13 protein-coding genes are annotated in these 15,214 nt (G+C 58.7%); 11 read left to right on the top strand and 2 right to left on the bottom strand.

The window, feature by feature from the left end:
- Positions 1-18: 18 nt before the first annotated feature.
- The 4 genes from E2L05_RS02075 to E2L05_RS02060 all read left to right on the top strand — a co-directional run bounded on the left by E2L05_RS02075 (position 19) and on the right by E2L05_RS02060 (position 3,881).
- Positions 19-867 (top strand): flagellar motor protein MotB, encoded by an 849-nt coding sequence (locus E2L05_RS02075; RefSeq protein WP_133341240.1) that lies wholly within the window; start codon positions 19-21, stop codon positions 865-867.
- 215 nt (positions 868-1,082) lie between these two features.
- The gene (gene rpsD / locus E2L05_RS02070) at positions 1,083-1,703 is read left to right on the top strand and encodes a 30S ribosomal protein S4 (RefSeq protein WP_133341239.1); all 621 of its coding nucleotides are present in this window, start codon (positions 1,083-1,085) and stop codon (positions 1,701-1,703) included.
- Positions 1,704-1,824: 121 nt separating this feature from the next.
- Positions 1,825-2,913 carry a histidinol-phosphate transaminase gene (hisC, locus tag E2L05_RS02065; RefSeq protein ID WP_133341238.1) on the top strand — a complete coding sequence of 363 codons (1,089 nt, stop codon included), beginning with the start codon at positions 1,825-1,827 and terminating at the stop codon, positions 2,911-2,913.
- Positions 2,910-3,881: a prephenate/arogenate dehydrogenase family protein gene (locus tag E2L05_RS02060; RefSeq protein ID WP_133341237.1), complete on the top strand. Its 972-nt coding sequence runs from the start codon at positions 2,910-2,912 to the stop codon at positions 3,879-3,881. The genes hisC and E2L05_RS02060 overlap by 4 nt, the downstream gene beginning before the upstream one ends.
- Here the strand turns inward: E2L05_RS02060 and E2L05_RS02055 are convergent.
- Complete coding sequence (locus tag E2L05_RS02055; protein ID WP_165971667.1) at positions 3,826-4,830, bottom strand: DUF2125 domain-containing protein; 1,005 nt, start codon at positions 4,828-4,830, stop codon at positions 3,826-3,828. The genes E2L05_RS02060 and E2L05_RS02055 overlap by 56 nt on opposite strands.
- Before the next feature lie 64 nt (positions 4,831-4,894).
- Between E2L05_RS02055 and E2L05_RS02050 the strand changes: the two genes are divergently transcribed.
- From E2L05_RS02050 to E2L05_RS02030, 5 genes are all read left to right on the top strand, one after another.
- Entirely contained in the window at positions 4,895-5,437 is a 543-nt protein-coding gene (locus E2L05_RS02050; protein ID WP_133341235.1) for a gamma-glutamylcyclotransferase, read from the top strand.
- Positions 5,438-5,509: 72 nt separating this feature from the next.
- Entirely contained in the window at positions 5,510-6,736 is a 1,227-nt protein-coding gene (locus E2L05_RS02045) for a biopolymer transporter ExbB (RefSeq protein WP_133341234.1), read from the top strand.
- A gap of 2 nt (positions 6,737-6,738) precedes the next feature.
- A complete protein-coding gene (locus tag E2L05_RS02040) occupies positions 6,739-8,571 on the top strand; it encodes a peptidoglycan -binding protein (RefSeq protein ID WP_133341233.1) in 1,833 nt (610 codons plus the stop codon).
- 215 nt (positions 8,572-8,786) lie between these two features.
- On the top strand, positions 8,787-9,440 hold the full coding sequence (locus E2L05_RS02035) for a TetR/AcrR family transcriptional regulator (protein WP_133341232.1): 654 nt from the start codon (positions 8,787-8,789) through the stop codon (positions 9,438-9,440).
- Between the two features lie 89 nt (positions 9,441-9,529).
- Positions 9,530-10,831, top strand: coding sequence for an aspartate aminotransferase family protein (locus E2L05_RS02030; RefSeq protein ID WP_133341231.1), 1,302 nt, complete (start codon positions 9,530-9,532; stop codon positions 10,829-10,831).
- A gap of 64 nt (positions 10,832-10,895) precedes the next feature.
- Here the strand turns inward: E2L05_RS02030 and katG are convergent, their stop codons facing one another.
- A complete protein-coding gene (gene katG, locus E2L05_RS02025; RefSeq protein WP_133341230.1) occupies positions 10,896-13,067 on the bottom strand; it encodes a catalase/peroxidase HPI in 2,172 nt (723 codons plus the stop codon).
- A 204-nt stretch (positions 13,068-13,271) separates the two neighbouring features.
- Here katG and E2L05_RS02020 point away from each other — a divergent pair, with 204 nt between their 5' ends.
- Positions 13,272-14,204: a LysR substrate-binding domain-containing protein gene (locus E2L05_RS02020; protein ID WP_133341229.1), complete on the top strand. Its 933-nt coding sequence runs from the start codon at positions 13,272-13,274 to the stop codon at positions 14,202-14,204.
- Between the two features lie 192 nt (positions 14,205-14,396).
- Positions 14,397-15,185, top strand: coding sequence for a VPLPA-CTERM sorting domain-containing protein (locus tag E2L05_RS02015; RefSeq protein WP_133341228.1), 789 nt, complete (start codon positions 14,397-14,399; stop codon positions 15,183-15,185).
- Positions 15,186-15,214 lie beyond the last annotated feature (29 nt).

Here is a 15,214-nt window from a genome sequence, read left to right as displayed (position 1 = left end):
CGCTTCGCGAGGACAGATATGAAAGACAAGAACGCGCTGGCGCCAATAATCATCAAGCGCAAGAAAGTTATTGCAGCCGATGGCCACCACGGCGGGGCCTGGAAAGTTGCCTACGCCGACTTTGTAACGGCTATGATGGCCTTCTTTTTGCTAATGTGGTTGCTGAATGCCACGACAGAAAAGCAACGCAAGGGGCTTGCAGATTACTTCTCTCCCGTGATTCCCGTGAACCGCATCTCGGGTGGTGGGGAAGGGTCGTTCTGGGGGGACAGTGTCTTTGCCGAGGATGTTCTCGCCCAGAACGGCACTGGTGCCACCATGCTGCATTCCGCCGAGTCGGCCCAGGCACGCGGCGATGCTGGGGAAGTTGGCGCGCAGCGGGCCGAAGAGAATGAAAAAAAGGCCGTGCAGGACTTGATGCGCGTGATGGCCGCCCGAAGCGGCGAAAGCATGGCGCAGCTCGAAAATATGCCCCATGTTATTACCCGTGTGTCTGACACCGGAATGGTGATCGACATTTTTGAATTGCCAGAGGGACGATTATTTGATCCGGTCACCGGAAAGATCACCCGCAGATTGGAAGACACACTTCGGCTGATCGTGAGCGCTGCGGATATGGTGACCAACCAAATATCGGTCGAGGCGCATGTCCCCGCCCGCCCGCTGGTGGTGGCTTCTAACCCGGTTTGGGATGTGTCGACCCAACGGGCGCAGATGGTTCAGACAAAGCTAGACCAGATCGGCTTCGCCCCGGACCGTTTGTTGCGCATCACCGGGTACGCAGACCGTAGACCGGCAGACCCCGGCACCCCCATGAGCCTGCGTAACAGCCGCGTTGTTGTCACCATTCTTCGTGATGACGTATAAGCCGTCTGTGCGGTGCCCTTACCGGCCTGCTTTGACAGCGATGCTTGACACCATTGTCCGATGGGTCTAGTGGCACATTTCCGGTTCGCCGGACGACAAATTGGTGTTGGTGGCCCCCGCGAGGGGATGCCTGTCGGCCAAACCAGTGCAAACTGGCGCGGCGAAGGACAACGCCCTTCACATCAGGGGGTTTCCCCGCAAGAAGGAGATCAGCCGTGACCAAACGCACAGCTGCCAAGTACAAAATTGACCGCCGTATGGGCGAGAACATCTGGGGCCGTCCGAAAAGCCCTGTGAACCGCCGTGAGTATGGCCCCGGCCAGCACGGTCAGCGTCGTAAAGGCAAAGTTTCCGATTTCGGTCTTCAGCTGCGTGCCAAGCAGAAGTTGAAAGGTCACTATGGCGACCTGACCGAAAAGCAATTCCGCAAGATCTTTGCCGAGGCAGAGCGTGTACGCGGCGACACTGGTGAGTTGCTCATCGGTCTGCTTGAAAGCCGTCTTGATGCGGTTGTATACCGTGCAAAGTTCGTGCCGACCATTTTTGCTGCGCGTCAGTTTGTGAACCACGGTCATGTCACTGTAAACGGCAAGCGGGTCAACATCCCATCCTACCGGGTCAAAGAAGGCGACGTTGTTGAAGTTCGCCAGAAGTCCAAGCAGTTGGCCGTCGTACTTGAAGCCGCACAATTGGCCGAACGTGACGTGCCCGATTACATTGAGGTCGACCATTCCAAGATGATCGCAACTTTTGTGCGTCGTCCCGGTCTGGGTGATGTTCCGTACGCCGTGCAGATGGAACCGAACCTCGTCATCGAATATTACGCACAGAACTGATCCCGTTCGGAGCAGTCTGCGAAAGGCCGCGCCGGGCAACCGGCAGCGGCCTTTTTGTTGTCCGCTTGCCGCTGGAAATGCCCCGTTTCCCCAGTTAAACGGTCTCGGACAGGAGAGCCAAATGACCAGCGCAATCATCCCACAACCCGGCATTCTCGATATCGCGCTCTATCAGGGCGGCAAGGCAAAGATCGACGGCGTCACCGATGTGGTGAAATTATCGTCGAACGAGAACCCGTTCGGTGCGTCGCCACTGGCCATTGAGGCGGCCAAGGCGGCGTCGGCGACATTTCACCGCTACCCTTCGACGGATCACGCGTCGTTGCGCCATGCGATCGGTGAGGTGCATGGCCTTGATCCCGCGCGAGTGATTTGCGGCGTCGGCAGTGACGAGATCATCACCTTCTTGTGCCAAGCTTATGCTGGGCCGGGGGACGAGGTCTTGCATACTGAGCACGGGTTCCTGATGTACGCAATTTCGGCGAAGGCTTCGGGCGCGACGCCGGTGGTTGCGCCTGAAATCGAACGCACGGCCGATGTGGATGCTCTGCTCGCAGCCTGCACGGATCGAACGAAGCTGGTCTTCATCGCCAACCCTAACAATCCAACCGGTACGATGATTGGCGGGAACGAGCTTGCGCGCCTCGCCGATGGCTTGCCGCCCCAAGCGATTTTGGTGATCGATGGGGCCTATGCCGAGTATGTTGACGGGTATGATGGTGGCGCGCGGTTGGCGGATACACGCGACAATGTTGTCATGACGCGAACATTTTCGAAACTTTACGGTCTGGGTGGTTTGCGGATCGGCTGGGGCTATGGTCCTGCGGCGATCATCGATGTGTTGAACCGTGTCCGCGGCCCGTTCAATCTGTCGACTCTGCAACTTGACGCCGCCGAGGCTGCGGTACGCGACCAAGCCTATGCCGAAACCTGCCGCGCCGAAAATGCGCGACTTCGGGATAAGCTGGCTCATGATCTGGCGGCGCTTGGTGTGCCGTCTGACACATCGCAGGCCAATTTCGTGCTCGCGCGTTTCGCATCAGAGCAGGAGGCAATCGCCTGTGACGAGCTTTTGCAATCGCGTGGGGTTCTGGTGCGCCGGGTGGGAAGTTACGGCCTGCCCCATTGCTTGCGCATCACCGTGGGTGACGCGGCATCCTGTGATCGCGTCGTTGCGGGTGTTGCCGCGTTTCAGGACGCAAAGTCATGAGCGTGCTGTACAAGCGCGTTGCGCTGATTGGCTTGGGGTTGATCGCGTCGTCGATGGTTCACGCCATGCGCCGCGCCGGGCTTGCCGATGAAATCGTCGGGACGGCGCGCACTGCTGAAACCCGTGCCATCGCGCGCGAAGACGGTCTTTGCGACAGGGTCGTAGAAACAGCAGCCGAAGCTGTTGAAGGGGCCGATCTTGTTGTTTTGTGCGTTCCCGTGGGCGCAATGGGGCCGCTTGCTGCCGAAATCGCGCCGCACCTCGCACCCGGCGCGACCGTGACCGATGTCGGGTCCGTAAAGGGCGCGGTGATCGCGGCCGTTGCACCGTTTCTGCCAAGCCATGTTAATTTTGTACCGGCCCACCCTTTGGCGGGCACAGAGCATTCTGGCCCGCGGTCCGGTTTTGCGGAACTTTTTGACAATCGCTGGTGCCTTTTGGTGCCGACCGAGGGCACCGACCCGAACGCCACGGCGCGCCTTAGGGCACTTTGGGAAGGCATGGGGTCCTTTGTCGATGAAATGGACGCCGACCACCATGACCTTGTGCTTGCCGTAACCAGCCATGCGCCGCACCTTATCGCGTACACGATGGTCGGTGTGGCCGACGACCTGCGCCGCGTTACTGACAGCGAAGTCATCAAGTATTCTGCAGCGGGGTTTCGTGATTTCACCCGGATCGCGGCATCGGACCCGACGATGTGGCGTGATGTGTTTCTGAACAACAAGGACGCGACGCTGGAAATACTGGGCCGGTTCACTGAAGAGCTTTTCGCCCTTCAACGTGCCATCCGAACCGGTGATGGGGATCATCTGCACGCGTATTTCACCCGGACCCGTGCGATACGGCGCGGCATTATCGAGGCCGGACAAGACACCGCCGCACCGGATTTCGGGCGCAGCGGGAAACCGGTTACCGCAGGATCAGACGGGGCGCCGCGCCCAGCGGAAGAACCCCGCCAAGGCTGATCCGCCCACCGTCAAACCGAAGCGGCACATCCAGCGTGTTTGGGTTGCCGCTGAGCTTGGCCATTTGTGCAAACCCGCCTTCGACCAAAGGACCAAGCTGTTCCGGAATCATCCCGGCAGCCTGTGCAAGGGTCAGCATCTCGCGCCAGTTTGTGGCCTTCACGGTCAACTCGCCAGTGGGCAAGCCGGCAAGGTCTACGTCAAGCGTTCCAGCGATTTTCAGGTCCAATTCGCCCCAACGCGCGCGCGCAAGCCGGAGTTCAATCCGGCGAGGTTGTGGGCGCTGTTGTTCAATTGCACGCCGATCCCATGGCGCATCAAAGACCACTGTCGCGTCCAGTTCCAGCCTCTGCACGGTATCGCCGATCAACGCGCTGCGCGAGAATAGGCCGGTCGCTTCGTCGGGAAGCGTTAAATCCTGCGCGTCGAATGCCGCATCATAGCTGTTCACAGCAGCGGGCGTGCGGCGCAGCGCCAGTTGGCCGCCAGCCAACGCCGACGTCCAGCCAGCAGAAGACGACAGACGGACATCCGAAAATTCGATTGTGGTGCGTTCCAACGTCAGGTCGTTCAAGTCCGCAAGCACTACTGAGCCGCGCATTGTTTCACTCTGAACGTCAATTTTTTGAAGCGGCGTGGCGACCGTCTGCGTGTCCGGCCATACAGCAATAACGTGACCTGGCTTGTAGCTGAGCGCGAGCGTTTGAAAAAATGGTGCGGACCACGCCCACCCTGTCGCTGGATCGGCCAGTTCGACATCACTGATCGTCGTGTCAAACCGGTTGGGGAAGCCGACGGTATGGATATCGGTGTTGCTCACGACCCACCCTTCGGCTGCGCGCGTCGCAAACCAGTCGCGCAGGCCGCGTTCAACTGCGTTTGACCCGATGAACCAGTACCCAGACCATGCCGCGGCTGCCAAAAGGATCACGGCCAGAATTATTCGCATCATAGGGCCTTTTCTGTCAGCTTCTGCCCGTGTTTACAGGGACCGCAGAAAAAGGACCAGATAGATGGCACAGAACGACCCTGCGCTTTGGATATTCGGATACGGATCGTTGATCTGGAACCCGGGGTTTCCCTATGTGGATCGCGTTATTGGCGAGCTTCCCGGCTATGCCCGTTCCTTCTGCATGAGGTCCATTCACCATCGCGGGACAGTCGAAGACCCGGGCCTTGTTCTGGCGCTTGACCCCCATCCGGGGACGCGGTGTTCGGGTGTTGCCTTCGGCGTTGCCGAGGCCGAGGCAGAGTCCACCTTGGATGCGCTGCGCGAACGGGAGTTGGTGTCATCCGCCTATCTGGAAAAAATGCTCCCGCTTGAATTGTCAGACGGTCGGCGCGTGAAGGCGGTCACATACGTGGTCGATCCGGATCATGTGCAGTATTGCGGTGGCCTCGACTTGGAAGAACAAGCCCGGATAATCGCAACAGCGATCGGCGGGCGGGGCCCGAATTGCGAGTACCTGTTCAATACGGCCAGCCACCTGCGTGAATTGGGGCTCGCCGATGCCGATCTTGACTGGTTGGCCACGCGTGTTGCTGAACTGGTCTGAACAGGGCAAAGTTTGTTGGAACACGGCGCAGTACACCCTATGCTCCGAAAAAGTCACGAGAAAGGCACGCGAATGGCATTGCAAGGCGTAGGGCGGCAGACGCCGCAGCGGAGCCGCGAGGTACGTGCGCAATTCTCGCACCCGATACGCCAAATTGTCTTGATGCTGATCGTGATCGGTGCCTTCAGCGCGGGTGCCTATCTCGCCTTTCCCCGGATTGCCCCGGTTTTTGCGTCAAGTCCTTGGCTTAATGGGACAATTTGCGTTGTGTTCGTGGTTGGCGTGCTGGCGTGTTTTTTGCAGGTGCTTCAGCTCATATCGGCCGTGACTTGGATCGAAGACTTCGCCCGCGACCGCCCCGGTTTTGACATCAAGCGCCCGCCAAGATTGCTGGCCCCACTGGCCGCCCTGCTGAGGTCGCGCGGCGCGCGGATGCAGATCGGTGCGTCGTCGTCCCGGTCGATCCTCGACAGTGTCGCGACGCGGCTCGACGAAGCGCGTGATATCACCCGCTACATCACCAGCCTTCTCATTTTCCTTGGTCTGCTGGGCACTTTTTATGGCTTGGCGACTACAATTCCGGCAGTCGTGGACACAATCCGTTCGCTGGCGCCGCAAGATGGCGAAAGTTCGACCGCGATTTTTGGGCGGCTGATCGGTGGGCTTGAAAAGCAACTTGGCGGCATGGGGACAGCCTTTGCCTCGTCTCTGCTAGGGCTTGCCGGGTCGCTTGTGGTGGGATTGCTGGAACTTTTCGCCGGCCATGGCCAAAACAGATTTTACCGCGAATTGGAAGAATGGCTGTCGTCCATCACCCGCGTCGGGTTCAGTTCCGGCGATACGGATATGAGCGCTGAAAGTTCCATGTTCGCGACCCTGATGGATCAGATGACCGAACAATTCGACGCCCTCAACACGACCTTCATCGAAAGCGACCAAAGCCGGTCGGCGGTCGATGAGAATCTTGGTCTACTTGCCGCCTCTGTTGAACGGTTGGCGCAAAAAGTGACCGAAGAAGCCAGCATCAATGCAACGCTGGGCCGGATCGCTGAGGGGCAGGAGAACCTGATCGCAGCGATAAACGCCATTACGACACGGCCCGTGTCCGAAGCAGACGCGCTGGAGGCTGAAACCCGGTCGCGCCTTCGCAGTATTGACGTGCAGCTTTTGCGTGTGCTTGAGGAGTTGACCGCAGGCCGTCAGGAAAGCACGATGGAATTGCGCCGCGATCTTGCCCGGTTGACCCGCGTGATCGAAATCGCCGCAGATCCGTCCGGCGGCCAAGGTCAGGGACGCTAGGCATGGCGCTAAACCGGCGCAGCGGGCAGCGGTTTCAGGCCTCAATCTGGCCGGGCTTTGTCGATGCGATGACGGCCCTGTTGCTGGTGCTGATCTTCGTGCTGACGATCTTCATGGTCGTGCAGTCGATCCAGACGGAAACGATCTCTGGCCAAGAAACGGAGTTGGATCGACTCACACTTGAAATTGACACCCTTGCGACGGCTTTGGGCGCAGAACAACAGCGCAACTTTGAGTTGGAAGGTGACGTCGATGATCTGGGAGCGGCCCTGTCGCGGGCCGAGAACAATGAGGCGTTTCAGAACCGCCTGATCGACACACTGACGGCAGAGATGGAACAGCGCAACGCAGAGCTGGGCGCTGCACGGGGCCAGATCACGGCGTTCGAAGCACAGGTGGCGGCGTTGCTGGCTGACCGCGAAGCCGCGCGAGGGCAGGTGGCAGATCTGCAGCAGAATGTCACCGACCTGTCCGAGGATGTGTCGGATTTGACAGATCGGCGCGACGCCTTGGAAACGGCTTTAGCACAGGCGCGCACCGAGATTGACGCAGGCGAGGAGGCAGCCCGGTTGGCTGCGGCCCGCCGCGAAGCGCTGCAAGCGATGGTTGCCGATTTGCGCAACCAGCAAGATGCGCAGACCGATCAGATCGGGACGTTGCAAGGACAATTGGATGACGCGTCGCAAGCTTTGACAGAGGCACAAGCAGCGCGTCTTGCAGATGCAGAGGCGGCGCGCCTGTTGCGGGCCCGACTTGAAAACGCTGATGCGGAACTGACGGCAATGTCGCTGGCGTTGGAGGAGCAGCGCAAGCAGGCAGAGGACACATTGACGTTGCTGGCTGCTGCTCGTTCAGCCCAAGCCGATTTGGATGAACGTTTGATGGCCGCTCTGTTGGAAGGCGATCAGTCAGAGACAGCGCTAGATGCGGCTCGGGCTGAACTTGAAACGGCCCGCGCACGACTGGAAGACGAAGGGGCAACCGCGCAAGACTTGCGCGAGCGTCTTGCCGATGCATTGGCCGCCCGTGAGATTGCTGAAAGCGATCTGGCGGCAACAATAACGGATGCGGAACGTCAGGCCCAGCTGTTGGCCAGCGCGCAGACCGAGTTGTCAAATCTGTCAGAATCCAGTGCCGACGACAAACGGCGGCTCGCGGCCTTGAATGCGCAACTCGCGGCCCTGCGCGGACAGCTTGGGGAATTGCAATCTCTGCTGGATACTGCGGATGCACGGGACGCGGCGTCAAACGTGCAAATCGAGTTGATGGGCGCGCGGCTGAACACGGCTCTCGCGCGCGTCGCCCAAGAAGAACGTCGCCGGGCTGAGTTGGAAGAGGCTGAACGCAAGCGGCTTGAGGACGAAGCACAGCGCCTTGAAAACTACCGCTCCGAATTCTTCGGCCGATTGCGCGAGATTCTGGGGGAGCAGCAGGGCGTACAGATTGTTGGTGACCGCTTTGTGTTTTCGTCCGAGGTTCTGTTCGCCTCTGGCGCGGCGGATCTGTCGCTGGAAGGGCGCGCAGAGGTGGCCAAGGTCGCACAAACGTTGCAGCAAGTCGCCGCAAGCATTCCAGCGGGCATTGATTGGGTCATTCGCGTTGATGGCCACACCGACGATGTGCCTGTGTCTGGAAGTGGCCCGTTCGCCGACAATTGGGAACTGAGCCAGGCGCGGGCTTTGTCGGTCGTGCGCTTCATGATCGACAATTATGGGTTCCCGGCAAACAGGCTGGCGGCAACAGGCTTTGCTGAATTCCAACCCGTTGATCCGCGCAGTACAGCACAGGCGCGTGCGAGAAACCGCCGGATCGAGTTGAAGCTGACCGAGCGCTAGGCGCGGCACGGCCAACAAATACCCTATGCGGTCTTGATCGCGATTTGTCGGCAGAGGCGTGTTCCGGCGCATTCAGAGTGTTCTTAACTCTGTGTAGTTGGTTCTGCACACATCCGATAAAAGAAGCGCATTTTCAGCGTGTTTTCGCGCTTTGCACGCTGGCACGACGTTGCGGAAGCCCTACCTAAACTCTCCTATGCTGAAGGAGGGAAACAATGGCTGCCGAAGGCTCAATGCCCAACGTACGCAAGAAGCGTGATGCGGCGTCAACGCGCGCGGCAATTCTTCAGGCGGCTTTGGACGAGTTCAGCGAAATGGGCCATGGCGGTGCCCGCGTTGACCGCATCGCGTCGCGCGCCGGTGTTAGCAAGCCGATGATCTACGACTACTTTGGCGGAAGGGATGCGGTGTATGCTGCTGCGTTGCGGGAAGCGATTTTGCGCAACCGCCATCAAGAGGCCGCTTTTGACGCCGATCTTGATGACCCACATGCGGCGCTGCGGGCGCTAGTCGTGTTCTTGATGGATCACTTTCGCCAGAACCCTTGGTTCATGCGAATGCTAAGTGCTGAAAATCTGCTAGGCGCGGAAACGATCCTTCAAATGGGCGACGATATCGGCGGCGCTTCGATTTTAGTGACGCGGCTCGGGGAAATTCTGCAAAGGGGCGTGGATCAGGGGGCATTCCGGGATGATGTGACACCTGTCGAAGCCTATGTTTTTATTGTGTCGCTGTGCTGTTTCCCAGTCTCGAACATGCACACTTTGCGCGCGGCATTCGGGGCGCAAATTGACGAAGCTTGGCTGAAACAACACGCCGACCGTTCTGCTGAGATGTTCTTGTGCTTTCTGAAATCTGAACTGTCCTAGCGTTGCCGCGCTTTTTGACACGCTGATCTTGTCCCCCTGATGGCGTATCCCTTACCCGATGTGGTGCGAAACGGGCAGGGGGCGGCAGCATGGCACTGCTCGATGAAACCGCAATGGGCCTGCGTGACGAGCAGACGATGATCGCACGCCGCGCGGCCCTTCTGGGCCCGGCCTACCGGCTTTTTTACGAACGCCCCCTTCATCTGGTGCGTGGTGCTGGGGTTTGGTTGTTCGATCCGCAGGAAAACGCCTATCTCGACGCCTATAACAATGTGGCCTGTGTCGGGCACAGTCATCCCCGCGTTGTGTCTGCAATCGCAGCGCAGGCAGGCACATTGGCAACGCATACGCGGTACTTGCACACGGCCCCATTGGACTATGCCGAACGAGTGCTGGGCACGCTGCCGGGGGCGATTGACCGCATGATGTTCACCTGTACCGGGTCTGAAGCCAACGACCTTGCGCTTCGTATCGCCAAAATGGCAACCGGAGGGACCGGGGTTGTGGTCACGCAAACCGCCTATCATGGGGTCACTGAGGCGGTTGCAGCGTTTTCGCCGTCGCTTTGTCTTCCGGGTGGGGTGCCGCCGCATGTCAGAACCGTGCCCGCCCCCTGCGCCTATCGCAGTGCCGGCGATCCTGCCATGCGCTTCGCCGCCGATGTCAGCGCCGCCTTTGAGGATATGAAACACTGCGGTGTGACGCCGGCTGTGTTCATTTGTGACAGTGTCTTTTCCAGTGACGGCATCTTGGATGGACCGGCCGGTTTAATAGCGCCAGCAGTGCTGGCCGCGCGCGAGGCCGGAGCTTTGTACGTGGCTGACGAGGTGCAAGCCGGGTTCGGGCGCACCGGCGATGCGATGTGGGGCTTCCAGCGTCACCATGTGGTGCCTGATATTGTGACGATGGGAAAGCCGATGGGCAACGGCTACCCGGTGGCTGGATTGGCCGCGCGGGCGGATCTTATCGACACGTTCGGTCAGAATGTGCGCTATTTCAATACCTTTGGGGGTAACCCTGTCGCGATGGCTGCGGCGGGGGCTGTGCTGGATGTTCTTGAGGACGAAGGGCTGATGGATAACGCCCGTGACACCGGGCTGTATCTGAAAAACCGCCTGTCCGAGATAATGAGTCGGCACACGGTTATCGGCGATGTGCGGGGGGCCGGTCTGTTCATCGGACTGGAGATTGTGAAAGATCGGCGGGAAAAAACCGCTGATCCGGCGCGCGCCGTTGCAATTGTGAACGCCATGCGTGACCGGCGGGTTCTGATCTCGGCGAGTGGTACATCAGGAAATGTGCTGAAGATCCGGCCGCCTTTGGTGTTTTCCAAGGCTGACGCAGATCTGTTGGCCGATACATTAATCGACGTCTTGGGTAACCTGGACTGAGTACCGACCAAAGACAGGCGGCGACCCTTTCGAGCCGCCGCCATAGGCTTTCGTTCCTATCAAATCAGGCGATGTCGAAACGGTCTGCTTCCATAACCTTGACCCAAGCGGCTACGAAGTCTTTCACAAACTTCTCGCGGCTGTCATCTTGGGCATAGACTTCGGCATAGGACCGCAGGATCGAGTTTGACCCGAACACAAGATCAACGCGTGTGGCTGTCCATTTCACCTCACCGGTTGCCCGGTCGCAGATGTCATAGACGGTCTTGCCGGTCGGTTTCCACGTGTTGCCCATATCCGTCAAATTGACGAAGAAATCGTTGGTCAACGCGCCTTCCCGGTCGGTGAACACACCGTGTTTCGTGCCGCCATAGTTGGTGCCAATCACGCGCATCCCACCGACCAGAACAGTCATTTCCGGTGCCGTAAGCCCCATCAGTTGAGTGCGATCCAGCATCATCTCTTCGGTGCTGACGACAAAGTCTTTCTTGCTCCAGTTGCGATAGCCGTCGGCCAGCGGTTCCAGAACATCGAAGCTTTCCGCATCGGTCATTTCGTCAGTCGCATCGCCCCGGCCCGGAGTGAATGGCACGTCGATATCAAAACCGCCGGCCTTGGCGGCCAGCTCAACGCCAAGGTTGCCTGCCAGAACGATGATGTCAGCAACGCTTGCCCCAACTTCGGCAGCGATGGGTTCGAGCACACCCAGCACGCGGGCCAGACGGTCGGGTTCGTTTCCTTCCCACTCTGCCTGTGGTGCAAGACGGATGCGTGCACCGTTGGCACCGCCGCGCTTGTCAGACCCACGGAATGTGCGAGCGCTGTCCCAGGCTGTCGCGACCATATCGGACACGGACAGGCCGCTTTGCGCAATTTTTTCCTTGGCTGCGGCGATATCGAAATCCGTTGGGCCAGCCGGGATCGGATCTTGCCAGATCAGATCTTCGGCAGGAACTTCGGGCCCGTAATAGTTTGGCCGGGGGCCCATGTCGCGGTGGGTCAGCTTGAACCAAGCGCGCGCAAAGGTATCCGAGAAATAGTCCGGGTCCTTGCGGAAGCGATCCATGATCTCGCGGTAAACCGGGTCGACCTTCATGGCCATATCGGCATCGGTCATCATCGGCATCACGCGAATAGAGGCATCTTCCACATCAACCGGTTTGTCCTCTTCTGCGATCTCGACCGGCTTCCACTGCCACGCGCCTGCGGGCGACTTGGTCAGTTCCCATTCATGATCCAGCAGCATGTCGAAATAGCCCATGTCCCACTGGGTCGGGTTCGTCGTCCATGCGCCCTCTGGTCCACCTGTCAGGGTGTTCCGGCCCACACCGCGGGACTTGTGGTTCACCCAGCCAAGTCCCTGTTCGCTGATATCCGCGCCTTCGGGTTCCGGGCTCAGTTCATCCGGGTTGCCGTTGCCGTGGCATTTCCCGACCGTGTGGCCGCCAGCCGTCAGCGCCGCGGTCTCTTCGTCGTTCATCGCCATGCGGGCAAAGGTTTCACGGATCTGTGCGCCAGTTGCCAACGGGTCAGGTTGCCCGTTCACGCCTTCCGGGTTCACATAGATCAGGCCCATCTGAACAGCTGCCAACGGGTTTTCCATCGTCGACGGGTTTGCCACGTCGCCATAGCGCTCGTCGCTCGGCGCCAGCCATTCCTTTTCTGCACCCCAATAGGTGTCCAGTTCAGGATGCCAGATGTCGGCCCGGCCAAAGCCAAAGCCAAACGTCTTCAGACCCATGGATTCATAGGCCACGTTCCCGGCCAACAGGATGAGGTCGGCCCAGCTCACCTGGTTGCCGTACTTGCGCTTGATCGGCCACAGCAGACGGCGCGCTTTGTCGAGGTTGGCATTGTCCGGCCAGGAATTCAGAGGGGCAAAGCGTTGGTTGCCCGTCGCGCCGCCACCACGGCCATCGGCAAGGCGGTAGGAGCCCGCAGCGTGCCATGCCATGCGGATCATCAAGCCACCATAGTGGCCCCAGTCGGCGGGCCACCAGTCTTGGCTGTCGGTCATCAATGCGGTCAGATCGGCTTTCAACGCATCGACATCAAGCTTTTCAAGCTCTTTGCGATAATCAAACTCTTCGCCAAGCGGGTTTGTTTTGGTGTCGTGCTGGCTCAGGATTTCAAGGTTCAACGCATTGGGCCACCAGCTCATGTTGGAATTGCCGCTCGATGTGTTGCCGCCATGCATGACAGGGCATCCGCCTGTTGGGGTATCGTTTCCGTCCATTGTCTTCTCCACTCCTGGCTCTTTTATATCGGTATCTGTATGTGTGGCGGCCGGTTCACGTGTCATGCCAATGCCTATGATCCAATGTAAGATCCTGGCAGCTTGGCTTGGATAACGTTTGACCACCGTTGTTTGGAATCGTTCTATCAAAGCTGACCGATTAGTTTAAGTTGAATTTTCTGATCGGTTGGATAAGAATTTCTGATGAAGAATCTCACGCTCAAACATTTGCGTTATTTCGAAGCATTGGCACGCCATGGTCATTTTGGGCGGGCGGCTGATGCCTGTGCGATCTCCCAGCCTGCACTCTCGATGCAGATCAAGGAACTTGAAGAAACACTTGGCACAGCCTTGTTCGAACGCACAGCGCGGCAGGTTCGGCTTACCGGGTTCGGTGAAGAATTCGCAGAACGTGTTCAAGATATTCTGCGATCCGTGGATGAACTTGGCGATTTGGCCCGCGCGAGTTGCGACCGGCTTGTCGGGCGGCTTCGAATTGGGGTGATTCCAACCATCGCGCCGTATCTGCTGCCGACATTTATCGGCAATCTGTCTCGACTCTATGACGGTCTGGATATTCGCGTACGTGAAACTGTGACACCTAAACTCATTCACGAGTTAACCGAGGGCCGGTTGGACACCGCCATAGTGGCATTGCCCGTGTCAGAGCCTTCCTTTGAAGAGGTTGCACTGTTCGCAGAGGACTTTGTGCTTGTCCGCCCGGACAGCGACGCCAACAAGCCTGTGCCCAGTGCCGAGACCCTGCGGGAGATGCGCCTTCTGCTGCTTGAAGAAGGGCATTGTTTCCGCGACCAGGCCTTGTCGTTTTGCAAGGTGCACGCAGCGCCGCCGCGTGAACTTTTGGATGGAAGTTCCTTGTCCACGTTGGTGCAAATGGTTGGGGCGGGGATTGGAGTCACCCTTATTCCGGAAATGGCTGTGCCAGTTGAGACCCGGTCCGCTGCGGTGTCGATCGCGCGGTTCAGCGCGCCGCAACCACGCCGAACCATCGGAATGATCTGGCGCAAAAGCAGCCCTTTGGCCGATCAGTTGATGCAAATTTCGGATGTGGTGCGGCAATCGGCTGATACGCTTCGGGCTGCTCGCAAAGAGCCGATGATCAACAGCCCGGTCTAAAGGTCAAACCCGGATCTACAAGATTCGTTAACCAATTTACCGGTTAACCCTCTAATTTTAAAAGAATAGCACTGTTTTCGCGATGAGTGCTACCCAGAGGTCAACCGAGGGCTCTGACACTTCCAACTCAATGTCACTCAGCCCGTCGGTAACTTTTGGGCGCACGCGCCGTCGTGAAATGGAGTGATTGAAATGAAGAAATTTAGAAACTGCGCAGCCATTATTGCATTGTCTTTTGGTGTTGTGCCTTTGGCTGGGCATGCCGCAACGTACGACGTTCTGCAGCAGCGTGCGACACTTGCCGATGATGGGACCGAGACAAAGTCGGTTGCTGGCCAGATCAACACTGCAAACCCAACCACTCAGTCCGTGGTCAATACGTCTGCCGGATCATTCCACCTGAAAAAACGTGAAGCTGGCACAACGGATGCCTATGAAGATTTCATCGCTTTCTGCGTTGAGGTCACTCAGTCGATCACGACGAGCACCGGGTCCGCCGTGACCTACACTGAAAACAACTCGCTCTTCTCAAATGACCGTCGTGGATTGATGGCAACCTTGCTGGGGACAGCCTTTGATCCCGCCGGGGACGCGCAGCATCACGCAGCAACGCAACTTGCGATCTGGAAGTTGGGTTATGGCGACATCAGCACATCCGCCGGTGACGCGTTCGACATCACGGCAAACAGCTTTGAGAACATGCCAGGCAGCACGTTTCTTGGGTTCCAATCTGGTCTGACAAATACTTTTGAAGACAACTCCGCCGGCGTATTCGCGCTCGCGCAGGGTTGGTTGAGCAAACTGGACGGCGCCGGGTTGGACGATTGGACCTTGCTGTCCGCTAACCGTGTAACCTTCTTGGAAAACAGCGGCAGCCAGAACCTTGTAACGTACACCGCGCCTGTGCCGGTTCCTGCGGCGGGTCTGTTGCTTGTTGGCGCCCTTGGGGGCTTGGGCTTCGTGCGCCGCAAAGCGGCCTGACACTCCACTTGAGGGGGAATGGAGAACGC

This window comes from Meridianimarinicoccus aquatilis (assembly GCF_004358675.1).
In the GTDB taxonomy this organism is placed as follows: domain Bacteria; phylum Pseudomonadota; class Alphaproteobacteria; order Rhodobacterales; family Rhodobacteraceae; genus Meridianimarinicoccus; species Meridianimarinicoccus aquatilis.
This window is presented reverse-complemented; position numbering and strand designations above follow the sequence as displayed.